General features: G+C 65.8%; 17 protein-coding genes. 11 read left to right on the top strand and 6 right to left on the bottom strand.

All coding sequences use genetic code 11. The annotated features are described in order from the left end of the window. Window positions 1-432 precede the first annotated feature (432 nt). Window positions 433-1,251 carry an alpha/beta fold hydrolase gene (locus tag B8V81_RS25295; protein WP_180968454.1) on the bottom strand — a complete coding sequence of 273 codons (819 nt, stop codon included), beginning with the start codon at window positions 1,249-1,251 and terminating at the stop codon, window positions 433-435. 297 nt (window positions 1,252-1,548) lie between these two features. On the opposite strand from B8V81_RS25295, the gene B8V81_RS14575 reads away from it, so the two are divergent. The 9 genes from B8V81_RS14575 to B8V81_RS14610 all read left to right on the top strand — a co-directional run bounded on the left by B8V81_RS14575 (window position 1,549) and on the right by B8V81_RS14610 (window position 8,287). Next, on the top strand, window positions 1,549-2,499 hold the full coding sequence (locus B8V81_RS14575; protein ID WP_180968455.1) for a TVP38/TMEM64 family protein: 951 nt from the start codon (window positions 1,549-1,551) through the stop codon (window positions 2,497-2,499). A gap of 79 nt (window positions 2,500-2,578) precedes the next feature. Then, window positions 2,579-2,707, top strand: a complete 129-nt coding sequence (locus B8V81_RS26045) for a hypothetical protein (protein WP_267238404.1) — start codon at window positions 2,579-2,581, stop codon at window positions 2,705-2,707. Window positions 2,708-2,928: 221 nt separating this feature from the next. Beyond that, the gene (locus B8V81_RS14580; RefSeq protein ID WP_052333570.1) at window positions 2,929-3,261 is read left to right on the top strand and encodes a thioredoxin family protein; all 333 of its coding nucleotides are present in this window, start codon (window positions 2,929-2,931) and stop codon (window positions 3,259-3,261) included. Between the two features lie 220 nt (window positions 3,262-3,481). After that, a complete protein-coding gene (locus B8V81_RS14585; RefSeq protein WP_101808617.1) occupies window positions 3,482-4,210 on the top strand; it encodes an amino acid ABC transporter ATP-binding protein in 729 nt (242 codons plus the stop codon). Between the two features lie 27 nt (window positions 4,211-4,237). Continuing rightward, a complete protein-coding gene (locus B8V81_RS14590) occupies window positions 4,238-5,095 on the top strand; it encodes a transporter substrate-binding domain-containing protein (RefSeq protein WP_101808618.1) in 858 nt (285 codons plus the stop codon). 3 nt (window positions 5,096-5,098) lie between these two features. Then, complete coding sequence (locus B8V81_RS14595; protein ID WP_028600324.1) at window positions 5,099-5,749, top strand: amino acid ABC transporter permease; 651 nt, start codon at window positions 5,099-5,101, stop codon at window positions 5,747-5,749. 15 nt (window positions 5,750-5,764) lie between these two features. After that, complete coding sequence (locus B8V81_RS14600) at window positions 5,765-6,487, top strand: amino acid ABC transporter permease (protein WP_084137545.1); 723 nt, start codon at window positions 5,765-5,767, stop codon at window positions 6,485-6,487. A gap of 211 nt (window positions 6,488-6,698) precedes the next feature. Further along, on the top strand, window positions 6,699-7,460 hold the full coding sequence (locus B8V81_RS14605; protein WP_101808619.1) for a sulfite exporter TauE/SafE family protein: 762 nt from the start codon (window positions 6,699-6,701) through the stop codon (window positions 7,458-7,460). A 38-nt stretch (window positions 7,461-7,498) separates the two neighbouring features. After that, a complete protein-coding gene (locus B8V81_RS14610) occupies window positions 7,499-8,287 on the top strand; it encodes an alpha/beta hydrolase (protein ID WP_101808620.1) in 789 nt (262 codons plus the stop codon). A gap of 143 nt (window positions 8,288-8,430) precedes the next feature. On the opposite strand, the gene B8V81_RS14615 is transcribed toward B8V81_RS14610, so the two are convergent. Further along, window positions 8,431-8,922, bottom strand: a complete 492-nt coding sequence (locus B8V81_RS14615; protein WP_028600327.1) for a C40 family peptidase — start codon at window positions 8,920-8,922, stop codon at window positions 8,431-8,433. 342 nt (window positions 8,923-9,264) lie between these two features. On the opposite strand from B8V81_RS14615, the gene B8V81_RS14620 reads away from it, so the two are divergent. Beyond that, complete coding sequence (locus tag B8V81_RS14620; RefSeq protein ID WP_101808621.1) at window positions 9,265-14,241, top strand: OmpL47-type beta-barrel domain-containing protein; 4,977 nt, start codon at window positions 9,265-9,267, stop codon at window positions 14,239-14,241. 149 nt (window positions 14,242-14,390) lie between these two features. Here B8V81_RS14620 and B8V81_RS14625 read toward each other — a convergent pair whose 3' ends face one another. The 3 genes from B8V81_RS14625 to B8V81_RS14635 all read right to left on the bottom strand — a co-directional run bounded on the left by B8V81_RS14625 (window position 14,391) and on the right by B8V81_RS14635 (window position 17,034). Next, the gene (locus B8V81_RS14625) at window positions 14,391-15,380 is read right to left on the bottom strand and encodes an ABC transporter ATP-binding protein (RefSeq protein ID WP_028600328.1); all 990 of its coding nucleotides are present in this window, start codon (window positions 15,378-15,380) and stop codon (window positions 14,391-14,393) included. Between the two features lie 65 nt (window positions 15,381-15,445). Then, window positions 15,446-16,261, bottom strand: a complete 816-nt coding sequence (locus B8V81_RS14630; RefSeq protein ID WP_043111808.1) for an ABC transporter permease — start codon at window positions 16,259-16,261, stop codon at window positions 15,446-15,448. Then, window positions 16,258-17,034 carry an ABC transporter permease gene (locus B8V81_RS14635; protein WP_028600330.1) on the bottom strand — a complete coding sequence of 259 codons (777 nt, stop codon included), beginning with the start codon at window positions 17,032-17,034 and terminating at the stop codon, window positions 16,258-16,260. Before B8V81_RS14635 ends, B8V81_RS14630 begins: the two co-directional genes overlap by 4 nt. 180 nt (window positions 17,035-17,214) lie before the next feature. Here B8V81_RS14635 and B8V81_RS14640 point away from each other — a divergent pair, with 180 nt between their 5' ends. Beyond that, window positions 17,215-18,078, top strand: a complete 864-nt coding sequence (locus tag B8V81_RS14640) for a DUF421 domain-containing protein (RefSeq protein WP_101808622.1) — start codon at window positions 17,215-17,217, stop codon at window positions 18,076-18,078. A gap of 51 nt (window positions 18,079-18,129) precedes the next feature. On the opposite strand, the gene B8V81_RS14645 is transcribed toward B8V81_RS14640, so the two are convergent. After that, window positions 18,130-18,963 carry a hypothetical protein gene (locus B8V81_RS14645; protein WP_180968456.1) on the bottom strand — a complete coding sequence of 278 codons (834 nt, stop codon included), beginning with the start codon at window positions 18,961-18,963 and terminating at the stop codon, window positions 18,130-18,132. Window positions 18,964-19,044: the final 81 nt, after the last annotated feature.

The following is a 19,044-nucleotide window of genomic DNA, read 5'->3' on the forward strand; positions in this document are numbered from 1 at the left end:
TTTGCTAACGACGACTGAGACGCTTACAGACCGTTTTTTCGCCTGTGCGGATTTCTAACGACGGCTCAGACGCTTAAAGCCGCCCGCTCCTCGTTTTTGCAGGCTTTTGGGGAGTTTTGCTGCATCTAAGCGTCTCACGAGTCGTTGCATTTTTCGGAGTCGTGATTTAGCCCCTCTAACAATCTGATCCGTCGTTAGCCTGTGGCGGCGCGCCTAAGGACGGATGCCGTAGGCAGCTGGGACGGCTTCAGATCGGCAAGTGTCTGCGACTGTGAAACAGAGCCGACGCCATCAAGGCAAGCTGCGGGCAAACCGCAGGCAAGCTGCGGGCAAGCCGCAGGCAAGCCGCAGGCAAGCTGCAGGCAAGCTGCAGGCAAGCCGCGGGCAAGCTGCGGGCAAACCGCTCCGGTTCCCTCGGGCGGCGACTTGCCCTCAAGGCAGGCCGCGGACGAACTGCTCCAGCTCCTGCTGGAAGCGGTCGGCTTCGTCCTGGAACAAGCCGTGGCCGCTTTTGGCGAACCGGACCGCCGACGCGCCCGGTATGGCGGCGGCCAGTCCTTGGGCTGCCTCGGGCGTGACGACCCGATCGTGGGCGCCGTAGAACACCGCCGTCGGAACGGCGATTCGGGTGAGCTCCTCCGCGCTCGTCCGCTCCTGCTGCATGGCGCGGGCGAGGCCGAGCGTCGCGCTAAGCGGACTGTCCATCGCGAGGCCGGAAAACCAGCTCGTATACTCCGGGCTGTGGTAGCGGTAAAAAAGCTGGCGGGCGAACTCCGCCGCCATCTGCGGCCGGTCGAGCCGGGCGTGGCGGATGAGCCGCTCGAGCCGTCCGCTCGCCTCGTCGGCTGTCGGAGCATCCGGCTGGAGCAGGGACGGCGCGGCCGGCGAGATCAGCAGCAGGCCGCTGACGCCGCTGCCCGCGTGCCGGCTCATGTAGCGGACGGCCGTCGCGGCTGCGGAGGAAAAGGCGGCAAGCGCGAAGCGCTCCAGTCCGAGCGCATCGACGATGCGCCGCAAGTCGTCGGCAAGCCGGTCGCTGCCGTAGCCGTCCGCCGGCGCGTCGGAGCGGCCGAAGCCGCGCAGGTCCGGCGCGACGCAGCGGATGCCGGCTTCCGGCAGCAGCGCCAGCTGGCGATCGAACATGCGATGGCTGAGCGGCCAGCCGTGGAGGAGCAGCACGGTCTGGCCGCCGGCAGGGCCGGACTGATGGGCATACAGCGAGACGCCGTCGTCGGTCGGCACCCAGGTCATGGAAAAAGCCTCCTTTTCACGAGATCGTCTGTTACTGTATGAGCCGTCCGGCCCGCATATGAGCGCCTGCGGCCGGCAGGCTTCCCGGCAGGCAGCCCGGCAAGGGGAGGTGCCGTACGCCTGCTCGGCTTCGGACGGAGGCGGTCGCTCCAGGATGATGGGATCGGATCGGGCTTGCCGAAGTTGATCTTTTCGCATCGCTTGGGCATATAATGGATGACAAGCCCTGACCTGCGCGGAGCGAGGCGCCAGTCGCGCCATGGACGAAACGAACGATGAGCCGAAAGGGGGATGGAGGTGAATAGAAGCTTCGATTCCGGTGGCGGAAGCCGGCTGGGCGGGCAGGAGCCTGAAGAGCGCTCGGACCGTCCGGCCCGCGCCCGAGAGGACGCGCCGGAGAATCCGAGCCATCCGGCCCGCGCCCGAGAGGACGCGCCGGTGAATCCGAGCCGTCCGGCCCGCGCCCGAGAGGAGATGCCGCAGAATCCGAGCCGTCCGACCCGCGCCCGAGAGGACGCGCCGGTGAATCCGAGCCGTCCGGCCCGCGCCCGAGAGGACACGCCGGCGGGGCCGAGCCATCCGGCCCGTGCCCGAGAGAGCGGGCCGAGGAGCATCTGGCCGCGCCTGCTCGCCGTGCTGCTGTACGCGGCGCTGCTCGCGCTCGTCTGGTACGAGCGCGAGGCGATCTCGGCCTGGCTGGCCGGAGCGCGGCCGGCGCCGCTGCCGATGCTGGCGGCGGCGTTTGCGCTGGCGTTTTTCCCGGTGTTCCCGTACGCGGCCGTCATCGCCACGCTCGGCTATCTGTTCGGCGCGCTCGGAGGCGGCGTCATCAGCCTGAGCGCCACCTGGCTCGCATGCCTCGCATCCTACGCGGGCTTCCGCCTGCTGTTCCGCGACCGCGGCCGCGCCTGGCTGGAGCGGACCGGCCGGCTCGATCGGCTCGTGCGGCTGACGGAGCGCAGCCCGTTCCTGTTCGTGCTCGTCGCGAGGGTCGTGCCCGTCGTGCCGGAAATGACAGTCGACGCCTACGCCGCGCTCACCGGCATCCGGCTGCGGACCTATGCGGCGGCCTCGCTGCTCGGCAAGGCGCCCGGCATGCTGTTCTTCGCCACGCTCGGCGGCAGCGGCGGCAGCGGTCCGCTGCGGATCGGCGCGCTCGTGCTCGCTTACCTGGCGTTCCTCGCGGCGGTCTTCATCGCCTACCGGATGCTGACTGCCCGTCCCGCCTCTCCTCCGGAAGCCGACTGACTGAGCGGGCGCTCGCGCGGGCATGAAAAGCCTGAAGAGGAGGCCTCGAACGACTCGCATCCTTGGGAGGAGCGACATCATGGAATACATGCCGCGCTGGATGGCCGGCAAGCTGCCGGCGCATGGGAATGGCAAGCAGGAAGGACGCGGCGGCGATGCCGAAACAAGCCGGGACTGGCCTGGCGGAAAACGAAAAGCAGAAAAGTGAAAAAGCGGAAAACGATAAGACGAAAGCCGAAAGCCGAAAGCCGAAAGACGAAAGCCGAAAGCCGAAAGACGAAAGCCGAAAGCCGAAAGCCGAAAGCCGAAAGCCGAAAGCCGAAAGCCGAAAGCCGAAAGCCGAAAGCCGAAAGTCGAAAGCGCAGAAACGGGAGCCGGGCCAGCCTGGCGCCGCGCCGCAACGAAGAAAAAAAGAAAGGCTGGGGAAGCATGGGGTTGACGGAAACGAGCGAGAAGGAATTCATGGCGATCGGAAGGCTTCACCGCCAGGAGGCGGTCTTTTTTGCGACGCCGCTGTGCGGCACCTGCAAGGTAGCCGAGCGCATGCTGGAAATCGCCGCGGCCGCGCCGGGGACGATGCCGGTGCAGAAGCTGAACGTGAACTTTGCGCCGACGCTGCGGGAGCGGTGGAAGATCGCCAGCGTGCCGGCGCTCGCGTTGCTGGAGGACGGCGTCCCGTACCGGATCGTCTATGCGATGAGATCCGCGGGCGACCTGTACGAGGCTCTGAGACAAAAGCGGCAGGACCAGCCGCACGGTTGAGGCCGACGATAGGAAAGCATTCGACATCATTCGCGTTAATCTACCTGACATATTGGGTGGATTTTTTTCTATTTATGGGAAAAAAGTCGCATAAATGAGCCCGGATTTATTTTTTTATTCAAAATATCGGAGGGTTAGGTTATGATATTTGACACGACCATGACGTTTTATCGAGTTCATGGCCTAGAGGTAGTTCAAAATTCCGAATGGGAGGCCAGGCATGATCTCTTTCCGGCAGGTCAACAAGCATTACGGCAGCTTTCACGTGCTGAAGGACATCGATCTGGATATCGCCGAGGGCGAGGTCGTCGTCATCATCGGCCCTTCGGGCTCCGGCAAGAGCACGCTGCTCCGCTGCATCAACCGCCTGGAGGACATCTCCGGCGGCAGCCTTACCATCGGCGGCGTCTCCGTGCATGACAAGACGACGGACATCAACGCGCTGCGCCGTGGCATCGGCATGGTATTCCAGCATTTCAACCTGTACCCGCATCTGAAGGTCATCGACAACATCACGCTCGCGCCGGTGCAGGCCGGCAAGGTGAGCAAGGAGGAAGCGCGGCGCACGGCGATGCACTACCTGGAGAAGGTCGGCATCCCGGACAAGGCGGAGTCCTATCCGTCGGAGCTGTCGGGCGGCCAGCAGCAGCGGGTGGCGATCGCCAGGGGGCTCGCGATGAAGCCGAACGTCATGCTGTTCGACGAGCCGACGTCGGCGCTCGATCCGGAGGTCATCGGCGAGGTGCTCTCCGTCATGAAGCTGCTGGCCAAGGAAGGCATGACGATGGCCGTCGTGACGCATGAGATGGGCTTCGCCCGCGAGGTCGCGGACCGGGTCGTCTTCATGGACGAGGGCCGCATCGTGGAGCAGGCCGCTCCGGCCGACTTCTTCCGGCAGCCTGAGCAGCCGCGGGCGCGCGACTTCCTGAGCCGCGTCATCAACCATTAGCACGAGATCGAAAGGGGACGAGAAAAGATGAGAAAAAGAAGATGGCTTGGCGCAGGGGCATCCCTGCTGCTGCTGGCGACAGTCGCCCTGACCGGATGCGGCGCGAAAAACGAGCCGGCGTCGACGAATACGGGCGGCTCGGCGTCGACCGCTCCGGCAGACGATGGCTCCGCCGTGCAGGCGATCAAGGACCGCGGCAAGCTCGTCGTCGGCGTCAAGTTCGACACGAAGCTGTTCGGCCTGAAGGATCCCGGCAGCGGCGAGGTCGAAGGCTTCGACATCGACGTCGCGCGCGCGATCGCCAAGAAGATCCTCGGCGACGAGACGAAGCTCGAGCTCAAGGAAGTGACGAGCAAGACGCGCATCCCGATGCTCGACAACGGCGAGATCGATCTCATCGTGGCGACGATGACGATCAACGAGGAGCGCAAGACGCAGGTCGACTTCTCGGATGTGTATTTCCACGCCGGCCAGTCGCTGCTCGTCAAGAAGGGCAGCGCGATCAAAAGCATCGACGACGTGACCAAGGACACCAAGGTCATCGGCCAGAAGGGCGCCACCTCGATCAAGAACATCGAGGAGAAGGTGCCGGGCCTGCGCGTGCAGCAGTACGAGAACTACCAGGAGGCGTTCACCGCGCTCAAGGCCGGCAAGGGCGAGGTGCTGACGACCGACAACGCGATTCTGTTCGGCATGAGCCAGCAGGATCCGGAGTATGTCGTCGTCGGAGGCACGTTCACCGACGAGCCTTACGGCATCGCCGCCAAGAAGGGCAATGCCGATCTCGTCGCCGCCGTCAACGAGACGCTCAAGGAACTGAAGGACAGCGGCGACTACGCGGCCCTCTATGAGAAATGGATGGGCGAGAAGCCGCCGGAGGAATAACGGATGGACTTCTCCTTTGTCGGCTCCTACTCCGGAGATTTCCTCGAGGGCTTTAAGAATACGATCTACGCCAGCCTGCTCGGGCTGGCCGGCAGCTTTGTCCTCGGCCTCGTGCTCGCCGTCATGCGCATCGCGCCGTGGAAGGCGCTGCGGGCGATCGGCACGGCGTACGTCGAGTTTTTCCGCAACATCCCGCTGCTGCTCGTCGTGTACATCTTCTACCTCGGCCTGCCGTCGCTCGGCGCCGATCTGGACGGCTTCGCCTCCGGCACGCTCGGCCTCATGATCTACACCTCGGCGTTCATCGCCGAGGCGGTGCGGGCCGGCATCCAGTCGGTCCCGGCCGGGCAGATGGAGGCGGCGCGCTCGACCGGCCTCAGCTACGTGCAGGCGATGCGGCTCGTCATTCTGCCGCAGGCGGTGCGCATCGTCATTCCGCCGATCACCAACCAGTTTCTGAACCTGGTCAAGAACTCGTCGATTCTCGGGGTCGTCGCTGGCTTCGACCTGATGTACTTCGCCGACAACGTCAACAGCTATACGTTCCAGACGATGGAGACCTATATGGTCGCGGCGGCGTTCTATCTGATCCTGACCGTTCCGCTGGCCTATGCGACCAACGTGCTTGAGCGCAAGCTGGCGCGGACGGGCTAGAGAGGAGGAATCGGCATGGACTTCGCAGGCGCATTCAGCTCCGACAATTTGCTATTCCTGCTCAAAGGCTTCGGCATGACGCTTATCGTCGCCGCCGTCGCGATCGTGCTCAGCTTCATCCTCGGCACGGCTCTCGGCCTCATCCGCTACAGCCGGATCAAAGGGCTGGGGACGCTGACGATGCTCGTCGTCGAGACGATCCGCAACCTGCCGCTGCTGCTCATCATCTTCTTCGTCAAGTTCGCCTTGCCGGAGGTCGGCATCCAGCTGTCCACGTTCTGGGCGGCGGTCGTGGCGCTGACGCTGTTCGAAGGCGCGATGATCAGCGAGATCGTGCGCAGCGGCTTGCAGTCGGTCAATAAAGGGCTCGTGGAGGCGGCGCGCTCGTCGGGCCTCACCCAGGCGCAGACGCTGCGGCATGTCGTGCTGCCGATCGGGATGCGCCGCATGGTGCCTCCGCTCGTCAGCCAGTTCATCTCGCTGCTCAAGGATACGTCGCTTGCGGTCGTCATCTCCTTGCCGGAGCTGATGCACAGCGCCAACATCGTCTACGGGCACGACGTATCGTACGTGTTCCCGGTGCTGCTGCTCGCGGCCGTGCTGTACTTCGCCGTCAATTACAGCCTCTCGCTGCTGTCCAAGCGGCTGGAGAGCAACGAAGGCGCGCGCCGGCGTACGCCCGGCGCGGGCAAGGGCAAGCCGGCGGCGCCGGCTGCCACGGCCAAGGCGCAGGCTTGAATCGACAGGAAAGGCGTTCTTTGCGCCACGAACGGGACGAAGAGGGGAGGTTCCCCGCTTCGTCCCGTTTGCGCTGCGCTGGCGGCGGCGCTTTTTGAAGCGGCAGACCGACAGATCCCGTAGACAGCTTCCGTGCAGCGAGCCTACAATGAAAGAGCGTCGCCGCCCGGCGGCGGCACCTAATTCTACCTAACAAATGAGGTCGGCTAAGATGAGCTGGGAACTATTCGTCTGGATCGCGGCAGGCGGCTTCCTGGCGGCCTTCGTCGACTCTGTCGTCGGAGGCGGCGGGCTCGTCTCGGTGCCCGTGCTGATGTCGGCGGGACTGCCTCCGCATCTGGCGCTCGGCACGAACAAGCTGGCCGGCACGATGGGCTCGCTGACGAGCATGCTGGCCTTCCTCCGCTCGGGCAAGATCGAGGGCCGGATCGTGCGGCGCCTGTTCCCGCTGACCGTCGCCGGCGCGGCCGGCGGCACGCTGCTGCTCCAACTGCTGCCGTCCGACTGGCTGCGCCCGCTCGTCGTCGTCCTGCTCTCGCTCATCACGGTCTATACCGTGTTCAAGCGCAGCTGGGGCGTCGACGGCCAGGCGCGGCGGGCGTTCACCCGCCGCTCGGCGGCGCTGATCGCCTGCGCGGCGTTCGCGCTCGGCGGGTACGACGGCTTTTTCGGTCCGGGCACGGGCTCGTTCCTGATCTTCGTGTTCCTGATGGCCGGATACGACTTCGTGCGGGCCGCCGGCAACGCCAAAGCGCTCAACTTCGGCAGCAACGTCGCCAGCCTGGCGACCTTCGCCCTGCTGCAGAGCATCGACTGGACGATCGGCCTCACGATGGGCGCCTTCATGGTGCTCGGCTCGCTCGCCGGCTCGCGCCTGGCGATCCGGCGCGGAGCCCGCTACGTGCGGCCGCTGTTCATCGCCGTCAGCACGCTGCTGCTCCTGCGGCAGGCCTGGGAGCTGCTGCGCGGCTGAACCAGCCTTACCATCCTATTGAAAAGGGGATTTTGCTCATGGCGCTTGCGCAAACCAGTTTCTTCTCCGACGTGCTCGGACTGAGCTGCTCGATGAACGTCATTTTGCCGCAGCAGACGAAGCGGCAGATCGGACTGGAGGGCAAGGCGGCCGACGGCCGCTTCCCGGTGCTCTACCTGCTGCACGGCTTGTCCGACGACCACTCGATCTGGCTGCGCCGCACGTCGATCGAGCGTTATGCGGCCCAGTACGGCCTGGCGGTCGTCATGCCGGCCGTGGCGCGCAGCTTTTACACGGACATGAAGGTCGGCCACCGCTACTGGACGTTCGTCAGCGAGGAGCTGCCCGAGATCGCGGGCGCGCTGTTTCCGCTGTCGGACCGCCGCGAGGATACGTTCGCCGCAGGCCTCTCGATGGGCGGCTACGGCGCGTTCAAGCTGGGACTGGCTTGTCCGGACCGCTTCGCGGCGGTCGCCAGCCTCTCGGGCGGGCTCGACATTCGCGGCCGTTACGACAGGGCCGGCGTGGTGGCTCTCGCCGAGGTCGAGTCGATCCTCGGCAAGCGGGAGGAAGCCGTCGGCGGGCCGAATGATTTGTTCGCGCTTGCGGAACAGCTGTCCAGCCTTCCGAAGGCACGGCAGCCGCTCCTGTACCAGTGCTGCGGCACGGAGGATTTCCTCTACGGAGAAAATGTCGCCTTCCGCGAGCATGCCCGGTCGCTCGGCCTGCCGCTGACGTACGAGGAAGGCCCCGGCGAGCATGAATGGGGCTACTGGGACGCGCAGATCCGGCGCGTCCTGGAATGGCTGCCGCTGCAGCAGCTCTGATGCCTCTGCGGACTGCGGGGGCTGGATTGGTCCGCTGCGCCAGAGCCGGCTCCTCGCCGCGCGGCAACAGAAAAAGCTGCTTCCATCGCCCTTTCGGGCGGCGGAAGCAGCTTTTTTAATCCGTTTATCGATCCAAGGAATCGTTACAGCACGCGGCGGGCCGTCGTGTAGTTGTTGCTCCACCAGCCGGAGTTGATCGTGTCGATCGTCACCCCTGGCTTGCCGTACGTGTGGATGATCTTGCCGCCGCCGATATACATGCCGACATGGGAGATCGGGGAGTAGAAGAATACGAGGTCGCCGGCCTTCAGATTGCTCTTGGAGACGTACTTGCCGACCTTCGATTGGGCTTTGGACGTGCGCGGCAGGTTGATGCCGGCTTTTTTATAGGCGTATTTCATCAGGCTGGAGCAGTCGAAGTATCTCGTCGTGCTCGTGGAAGCGCCGAATTTATAAGGCGTGCCCATCTGGCTGCGCGCTGCGGAGACGACGGTGGAGGCTTTGGAAGAGGTCGACACTTCGGCTGCGGCAGCGCTGGTCGCGGGAAGCGCGACCGATCCGGCAATGGCGATGGACAGCGCGATCGCTGCAGCGGCAAGTTTTTTCGTGAACGATTTTCCGATGATGTAGTTCATGATGTCTATTCCTCTTTTCGTTTGAATGTAAGGGGATTCCCGTGGGCCCTGACCGCCGCTTGGGGTCGGCCGAGCTGCTTGCTGATCCGGTGAGACAACCATACCACATCGATTTGTTGCCAAGCCTTTCCTCTGAGATGCCAAGGCGAGCGCTGCCAAGGGATTCGGTCCGTTTGTGAGAAAAAAATGAGAATGCTCTCATGCGCGATTCAAGCTGCAACCTTTTGCTTGCGGCCGTTTTTCGTCTGCCGTTAACGTTCGTCAATAGGCGGTTCAGGGCCGATGGTCCTACACTGAAGACTCCTGTGAAAAACGATGGACAAGCAAGGAGGGTGCCGCTAGATGAGGAGAAGAAAACGAAGGCCGGGGCTGCTGGCGCTGGCGATCGCCGCCGCTGCGGGACTGGCGTGGGGAGGCCAGGCCGCGGCAGCGGTGAAGATGGAGGTTTTGCCTCCTACCTCCGACTTTCCCGCTGCGCTAAGCGGAATCCGGGCAAGCTCGGCCCGCGGAGGCAGCGAGATCGTGGCGACGGGAGGACAGCATGCTTCGAACAACGGGTTCGCGCCGAGCTCGTACCGGTTCGATCCCCGCACGCTCACCTGGTCGCCGTTCGGCAGCCCGCTCCAGCTCGCCTATCATCAGCAGTCGGAGCTGAGCGGCGGCAGCGTTCTCGTGACGGGCGGGAACTCTTTCCGCGACAGGATCGGCTATGTCTATACCGACGAAGCCCGCTTGTACAATCCGGCGACAGGCTTATGGACTTCGGCGGCTCCGCTGCCGAAGACGATGCTGGGCAACGCGCAGTCGACGCTGCGGGACGGTCGCGCCATGATCGCCGGCGGCTCCAACGAGATTTACTCGGCAGGCCGGAGCGAGACGTATGACGACGTGTATCTGTACGATCCGGCCCGCGACGCCTGGAGCGAGGGCTCGCCGCTGCCGATTCCCGTCTATGGAGCGGCGCAAAGCACGCTGAAGGACGGCAGAGTGCTGCTGACCGGGGGGTTGAGCGGGTATGCCTATTCGTTCAACAGCTATCTGTACGACCCGGCTCTGGACGGATGGAGCAAGACGGCCTCGCTGCCTTACGACGGCTGGGACATCTATTTCCGGCATGCCCAGCTGACGCTCGACAACGGGCTTGTCCTTGTCATGGGCAACCGGAATTTCTCCCTCTACGATCCGTCGACGGGGAAATGGAGCCTGGACAGCCCCAACGTCGGCCGCTTGTCGAACGCCAGCCTGGTGCAGGCAGGAGGCAAGGTGTTCGTCATCGGCGGCTACAACGAAGACACGTACGAGCTAAGCCGCAAGGTTTACCAGCTTACGTTCGACTTCGAGCTGCCGACGTCGCCGGTTCTGTCCGGAGCGCCGGGAGGCTGGACGAATGCCGGGGAAGTGACGGTGTCCGTCGTGCCGGGCACGGACGGAGAGAGCGGCGTCGCCCGGACCGAATATCGGCTGAGCGGCGCGACGGTCCAGGATTGGACGGAAGTGCCGGCTGAAGGGACCTTCGTCATAACGGCGGAAGGACAGACGACGGTCGAGGCGCGCACGATCGACCAGACTGGCAACGCCAGTCCGCTGGCAAGCTCCATCGTGCGGATCGACCGCACGGCGCCGGGCGCGCCGACGGTGACGCCGGGCGCAGCCGGCTGGAGCAACGCGGCGAGCGTCAGCGTGACGGTGGCGGCGGGAGCGGACAGCGGCGGCTCGGGCGTCAGCCGGACGGAGTACCGGCTGACGGGAGCGACGACGCGAGTCTGGACCGCCTACAGCGGCGGCCCGGTGGCGGTGAGCGCGGAAGGCGAGACGACCGTCGAGGCGCGCACGGTGGACGGCGCGGGGAATGTCGGACCGTCGTCATCCGCCGTCGTGCGGATCGACCGCACGGCGCCGGGCGCGCCGACGGTGACGCCGAGCGCGGCCGGCTGGAGCAACGCGGCGAGCGTCAGCGTGACGGTGGCGGCGGGAGCGGACAGCGGCGGCTCGGGCGTCAGCCGGACGGAGTACCGGCTGACGGGAGCGACGACGCGGAGCTGGACCGCCTACAGCGGCGGCCCGGTGGCGGTGAGCGCGGAAGGAGAGACGACCGTCGAGGCGCGCACGGTGGACGGCGCGGGGAATGTCAGCTCTGCGGGGACCGGCACGGTGCGGATCGACCGCACGGCGCCGGGCGCGCCGACGGTGACGCCGAGCGCAGCCGGCTGGAGCAACGCGGCGAGCGTCAGCGTGACGGTGGCGGCGGGAGCGGACAGCGGCGGCTCGGGCGTCAGCCGGACGGAGTACCGGCTGACGGGAGCGACGACGCGGATCTGGACGGCCTATAGCGGCGGCCCGGTGGCGGTGAGCGCGGAAGGCGAGACGACTGTCGAGGCGCGGACGGTGGACGGAGCGGGGAACGCCGGTCCGTCGTCATCCGCCGTCGTGCGGATCGACCGCACGGCGCCGGGCGCGCCGACAGTGACGCCGGGCGCGGCCGGCTGGAGCAACGCGGCGAGCGTCAGCGTGACGGTGGCGGCGGGAGCGGACAGCGGCGGCTCGGGCGTCAGCCGGACGGAGTACCGGCTGACGGGAGCGACGACGCGAGTCTGGACCGCCTACAGCGGCGGCCCGGTGGCGGTGAGCGCGGAAGGCGAGACGACCGTCGAGGCGCGCACGGTAGACGGCGCGGGGAACGCCGGGCCGTCGTCATCCGCCGTCGTGCGGATCGACCGCACGGCGCCGGGTATTGCGACGATCAGCCAGAGCGTCGTCGGCTGGACTCGCGAGGCGGAAGTTCAGGTCAGCATCGCGCCGGGAACGGACGCGGCTTCGGGCGTTGCTCGCGTCGAATATCGACTTACGGCGGCAACCGTTCAAGATTGGACGACTTACACCGGCCCATTTGCCGTGACGGCTCCCGGCCAGACGACGGTGCATGCCCGGACCGTCGACCGGGCGGGCAATGTCGGGTCGCTCGTACTGGAGCCGATCCTCATCGACCGCGCCGCGCCGACCGCGCCGACGGTGACGCCGAGCGCGGTCGGCTGGACGAACGCGGCCAGCGTGAGCGTGACGGTAGCGGCCGGCACGGACAGCGGCGGCTCCGGCGTCAGCCGGACGGAGTACCGTTTGACGGGAGCGACGATGCTGGGCTGGACAACCTACAGCGGCCCGCTGACGGTAAGCGCGGAAGGCGAGACGACCATCGAGGCGCGGACGGTGGACCGGGCGGGCAACACCAGCCCGGCCGCATCGGCCGTTGTGAAGATCGACCGTACGGCCCCTGCGGCTCCACAGCTTCAGTCTCCGGCGGATGGCGCAAGCCTGAACACGGGCGAGATCGTGCTGGAAGGGATCGCCGAGCCGATGGCGATCGTCCAGGTGACGGTGAGCGGAGAATTGTGGGGAGAGGATGCGGCGGATGCGGAAGGCCGCTGGTCGCTCGCCGCTCCTGCGGCTTTGGCAGACGGCAGCTACTCGGTCGTGCTGCATGCTGCGGATGCGCTCGGCAACCGCAGCGGTCCGAGCGCGGCAAGAAGCTTCTCCGTAGACATGGAGGCTCCGGCGGCGCCGATCGTCCTCGATCCTGACCCGGATGCCTGGCTCCCCGCAGCGCCGGCAAGCTTCTCCGGAACGGCGGAGCCGGGCGCTCGAGTAACCGTTCTGCTGAACGATACGGTCGTCGGCGTCACTTACGCTGTTTACAACGGAATTCCCGGCGCATGGAGCCTGCCGGCTCCGAGTCCGCTCGCCGACGGAACATATCGGCTGAGCGCCGTGGCGGCGGATGCGGCAGGCAATGCCAGTCCGGAATCCGAGCCTTCGGCGTGGACGGTGGATACAAGGCCTCCTGATGCGCCGTCCATTCTGCTGCCAGCAGCGGATAGCAGCTCGTCGATTGCTAGGCCGCTGCTCAGCGGCGTCGCGGAAAGCTTCGCGCAGGTCCGGCTGTATCTGGACGGCGAGAGCATCGGTACGATCAAAGCCGACGAAGCCGGAAGCTGGCGCTACGTCCCTGATCGCTCGCTCGAGCTGGGGACCTACGCCGTGCAAGCCCAGGCCGTCGATCGGGCCGGACACGCCAGCCCGCTGTCCGTGCCGCTGCGATTCACCGTCGTGTCGGGGAACTCCGGCTTGCGCGCGCTGGCCGTGACGGGACTGAAGCTGAACGAGACGGTGACGGAAACGACCTACCGCTACACAGCGAATGCTCCTTTTGAGATGGAGGAGGCGTACATCGAGGCTGAGCCGGCTCATGCCGGCGCATCGGTGCGGCTCGAGATCGGAGGCGCGCCTGCTCCGAATCCGCTGCTCCTCCGTGTCGGAGAGCAGACGGTGAGCCTTGTCGTGACGGCAGAGGACGGGACAACCGTCCAGGCTTATGAGCTGACGATCTACCGCGCCGAACCGCCGCCGACGCCGGAGCCCCCGGCAACGCCGACGCCGGAGCCTCCGAAAACGCCGACACCGGAACCTCCGGCAACGCCGACGCCGGAAGTGCCGGCAACGCCGACACCGGAACCCACGGGAACGCCGACGCCGGAGCCTCCCGCGACACCGAGCCCGGAGCAGCCAGGTACGTCTGCCCCGCCTGCGACAGCGACACCGAGTCCGCAGCCGGTTCCGACGGAGCCGCCGGACACGCCGGCGCCCAGTACGGCGCCTGCCGGACCGGCAGAGCCGACGCCAGGCGGCATGCCTGCCGAGACTCCTGCGCCGCCGCGCTGCGCTTCCGGCAACGCGGCGCCCTTTACGGATCTGAAAGGCCACTGGGCCTCGCAGGCGATTGCCGAAGCGTTCGGCTGCGGCATCGTGAGCGGCTTCGCGGACGGAACGTTCCGTCCGAACAACGGGCTGACGCGAGCGCAGTTCGCAGTCATGCTCCTGAACGCGCTGGAACCGCTGCCGGACGGCGCCGGCCCGCGATCCGGCGCCGACGTCGCGGCATCTTTCCGCGACGCGGCCCGAATTCCGGATTGGGCGCTGCAGGCGGTCGGTGAAGCTCGAGCGCGCGGCATCGTGCGCGGCTACGAGGACGGCACCTTCCGCCCGGACGCGGTCGTCACGCGCGCGGAAATGCTCGTCATGGCCGGCAACGCGCTGCGGCTGGAGCCGCTCGCTCAAGAGGCCGCCGCTTCGGCGCTGCGCAATGTGGCCGACCGCTCCCGCATTCCAGCCTGGGCGGCGGGCTACGTTTCCGCAGCGATCGCACGCGGCTTGGCTGGCGGCCGGCCGGACGGAAGCTTCGGCCCGGCTGCCGCGGCCACGCGTGCCGAAGCGGCGGTTCTGCTCATGCGGATGATGGATGCGCGCGACGGCTCTCCGTCGCTATAGCCGACCCGCTGACAGCAGAATGCCGAATCATACTGGCAAGCCCCGCCGCCGGGCTGCCTGAACGAGCCTCTTTCGCCAAAAAAAGGCTGTCCCTCCGTCGACTTCATCGACGGGAGACAGCCTTTTTCCTGTTGCGGCGATGCGCCGCGCTAATTCGCGTACAGCCGCTGGACGGCATCCTCGAAATCGGCTTCGCGCATGCGCGCGTCCTCGAGCTCTCCGTACGCCTCCAGCTTGCGCAGCACGTCCATGAAGCGGCTTTGCTCCAGGCTGCACTGGACGGTGAGCGTCCGCTCCTGGAGGCCGACTGCGGCGAGGCTTGCGGAGTCCAGCCGCTGCAGGGCGCTCCACGCCGCCTGCGCCTGCTCGAGCGTCCGGTACGTCGCCTCGATCGACGCCGGCATGCCGATGCGCGAGCGCAATCCGCCGATCGGCCCGTCGTAGCTGAGCGTGCCGTCCGTGAGCACGAGCACGCGGCCGCACAGCTGCTCGATGTCGTCCATGTCGTGGGTCGTCAGCAGGATCGTCGTGCCGAGCTCCTCGTTGATGCCGCGCAGCAGGGAGCGGATATCCCGCTTGGCGGAAACGTCGAGGCCGATCGTCGGCTCGTCGAGAATGAGGATGGGCGGCTCATGCAGCAGCGCGGCAGCGAGGTCGCCGCGCATGCGCTGGCCGAGCGACAGCTTGCGCACCGGCGTGTCGAGGAATTCGCCAAGCCGCAGCAGGCCGTCGAGCTCGGCAAGCCGCGCTCGGCGGCGCTGCGGATCCATGCGGTACATCGCGCCGAGCACCTCGAACGAGTCCCGCAGCGGCAGGTCCCACCACAGCTGCGTGCGCTGCCCGAACAGCACGCCGAGCGTGCGCGCGGTCTCGACCCGGCGGCGATGGGGATCGATGCCGCCGAGCCGGACCGAGCCCGAGCTCGGATGCAGGATGCCCGACAGCATCTTGATCGTCGTCGACTTGCCGGCGCCGTTCGGGCCGATGAAGCCGGTGAACTCGCCGGAGGCGATCGTGAAGCTGACGTCGCGCACCGCTTCCTTGACGAAGGTCGGTCCGCCGATCAGCGAGCGTAGTCCTTTGCGCGGACCGGGCTTTCGCAGCTTGAAGGACTTATGCAGATGGGCGGCTTCGATCATGAGAGACAGGCCTCCTTGTTTGAATTGGAATCGGAATTGGATTGGAATTGGAAGCGAAAGCGCTGTTACGAGCCGGTGCTCTGATAGCTGCGCAGGCCGCGGCTCCACAGCCAGCCGCCTGCGGCCAGCGCCGCGGCGGAGGCAGCTGCGCTCAGCGCGAGCGTCCAGCCGCCGACAGCGCCTTTGAGAATGAACATCGCCGGCCAGTAATTGACGAAGGCGACGGGAAGGGCAGTCGAAAGCAGCGCTTTCAGCCATCCCGGATAGATCGACAGCGGATAGCGCACCGCCGTGTGGGCGGCATCCTCCGTCATGTTCTGCAGCACCTCGATCCGCGTCATCCAGAAGCCCATGGCCGCGGTCGCGAGCCCGATGCCGAACAGCAGCAGCGCTCCGTTCACGACGGCCGCCAGCGTAAGCGGCAGCGCGACCCACAGCTCGATCGCGCCGTCCCGCGCGAGCGCGGCCAAGCTGTAGGCGAGCATCGAGGCGCCGAGCAGCGTCTCTCCGACGCGGACCGAGAAGTTCCTCGTCATGAGCGCCAGCAGCACGGGCACGGGCCGCAGCAGCAGACCGTCGAGATCGCCGCTGACCAGGTATTTCTCCAGATGATGCACGTCGGAGGCCAATGAGCGGTACAGCGCCTTGGCCAGCACCAGCACCGCGTACAGGTAGGCGGACTCGGTCAGCGTCCAGCCCTGGATCGCGCCGAAGCGCGCGAGGATGACGGCGAGCAAGGAAAACTCCACCGACGCGATGACGGCGGAGGCGATCGTGCCGAACCAGAAGTTGAAGCGGTACTGCATGCTGCTGCGGAAGCTGAAGCGGATCAGCAGCAGGTGCATGGCGATCAGGCCGCGCACGGAGCGGAGCGTCGTCATCCTCCCTGCACCTCCGTTCGGCGGCGCATCGCGCCGGTGGCGGCGAAGCAGAGCGCGGTGAGCGCCGCGCACCAGGCCAGCGAGGGCAGCACGGCGGCGATGCCGTCCATCCCGAGATAGATGCGGGTCGGTATGTACTGCAGGGACGGGTAAAACGACCAGCGGCTCAGCCAGGCGAGCCAGCCGGGCAGCCATTCGATCGGGACGAGGAAGCCGGAGAACAGCATCAGCAGCGCGTTGTTGACCCAGTGCAGCCACATCGCCTCGGTCGTCCAGAGCGAGACGGCCCCGATCAGATACTGGATGCAGAGTGCCAGGTAGGCGGCGCATAGAAGCGCGGCGAAAAATGCGGCCGTCTCGGCGAGGCCGGCGGGCAGGCGCAGCGGGACAAGGAATACGTACAGCAAGTAGATCGGCAAGCTTTTGTACAGCAGCTGGTAGGCGATCGTGCCCCACTCGCGGCTCATCATGCTGTAGAACAGATGCACGGGACGAGCAAGCTCGATGGCGATCGCGCCGGTTCTCACCAGCTGCGGCATGCCAAGGCCGAACGTCGTGAACGAGGTGACCCAGAGCAGGCATTGGTTGAGGGCGACGTAGGAGACGAGCCCGCTGAGGCCGTACTCGCCGAGATCGCGGCCTTCGCCGATGCCGATCCAGATCGACAGGTAGATGAAGCCGAACATGGCGCTTGCTCCATTATGGAGCAGATGGGAAGCCCGATACTGCAGGTTGCGGGAAAAGCTGGCGCGCGCAAGCGCGAAAAAGACCATGAGGCACCTCATTTCGAAAGATCATCCTGAAATGTCCGGAAAATAAGGTGAAATGCGGCAGAGAGCGGAAAAATATCCTACCATCTTGAAGGTGAGGATGGCAACAACTTTTTTTCGCGCGCATGGACGTAAGGGGATTGGAGCAGATTAGGAAACATACGGAAGGAAGGAGGAGCCTGAATGTCGTTATGGCTCGAGATTATTCTGCGAACGCTGAGCTCGGTCGTCGTCCTGTTCCTCGTGACGAAGCTGCTCGGCAAGCGGCAGATCTCCCAGCTGTCCCTGTTCGAATACATTACCGGCATCACGATCGGCAACATCGCCGGCTACATCTCGCTCGACACCGATACAGAGTGGTACCTGGGGTTCGTCGCCATCGGCACCTGGACGATCGTATCCGTCGGCATCGAGTTCTGGACGCTCAAGAGCCGCTGGGTCCGCGGCATCGCGGACGGGCAAGGCACGGTGCTCATCAAGAACGGGTCCATCCTGGAGACGAATCTGTTCAAGGAGCGGATCACGCTCGACGAGCTGCTCGAGCAGCTGCGCAAGAAGAGCGTATTCAAGGTGGCGGAGGTCGAATTCGCCGTCATGGAGAAGAGCGGAGAGATCAACCTTCTGCTGAAAAAGGAGAACCAGCCGCTCACGCCCGCCATGCTCGGCTGGAAGATGTCGAAGGAGACGGAGCCGCAGACCGTCATGATGGACGGCGAGGTTCTTCAGGAGCCGCTCCGCAGCACCGGCAAGGACGAGCAGTGGCTGCGCCATGAGCTGGCGAAGCTCAAGGTGAAGCCGGATAGCGTATTCCTCGCCCAGATCGACGATCAGGGCCAGCTGGACGTGCAGACCGGCTCGCAGGACGGATCGCTCGCTCCGGCCAAGCAGACCGCGCGCCAGCAGCTGCTGCAGACGCTGCAGCAATGCGAGTCGGACTTCGAGCAGTTCGGCCGGTTCGCCCGCAGCGAAGAAGAGCGGGAGGCGCTTCTCTCCTGCTCGCGCCAGCTGAAGCAAGTGATTCGCCAGGCGCAGCCGGAGCTGAAGTGACCTCCCGCTCGAATAGCTACTATATAATATGAAGAAACAGAACGAGGGCTGTCAGCGCCGCGGCTTCTCGCCGCGCGCCAGTCCCGGACTGCCGAAGCTGCCGCTGCTCGGGTTGCTGCCGGCATGGCCGCTCTGCGAGATCGAGGTTCCTTCGACGCTCTTGCCTTTCGCGGCGCGTTCCTTGATGAGGTTGAGCGGCACCGGCATGGCGGCTCCGCCGACAAAATGCTTCTGCACGAGCACGTTGAACGGCTTGACGTAGCGGTTCAGATCGCGGCCGCCCCATGACTCGCGCGCGTACTCGACGAACTGGTTGACGACGTCGCGATTGGCCGTGATATGGACCTCCTGTACGGATGGAGCGAGCTTGCGCACGCGGATGGCGATCGTCTGCTTCAGCTTGGACGACAGCTCGTTGTGGTCGTTGACGGAGAAGTAGGAATTATAAGGCGTGACGAGCTGGCGGTTGGTCCAGGTGTCGCTGCCGGTCTTGTTGTCGTAGACGCCTTCCATCCAGCCGCCGTTGTCTTGCTCGCGCATGATCTTGCTGCCGCTCTTGACGGGCTGGGTCGCGGTCCAGTCGAGCACGATGCCGACGTAGGCGTTGCGGTCCGTCAGCATGACGATGCCTTGGGCGACGCCGTTCAGGCCCGTCACCTCGCGCGACAGATGGGCGCTGTATTCCATGAAGCGGTTGTCGTGCTGGCCGGGGGTGGAGCCGGACTTGCCGTACATCTTGCTGCCGTACGCTTTCGGATCGTTCTTCTGGCGGGTGCCGTAGTTCTGGTCGCTGTCCTGCACGAGCTGCTTGTAGCCGCAGCCCGAAGCGGCGATCGACAGGACGAGCAGCGAGTGGAGCAGGGCGGTCTTGCGCGGGATTGGCATCGGTCATCAGGCCTCCTTCAGAGTTTCGAGCCATGCCGTTAGGGTTCGCTCCAGAGCTTCAAATATGCGTCCTCGGGAGCA

It is taken from the genome of Paenibacillus pasadenensis, assembly GCF_002864175.1.
GTDB lineage: Bacteria > Bacillota > Bacilli > Paenibacillales > Paenibacillaceae > Paenibacillus_O > Paenibacillus_O pasadenensis.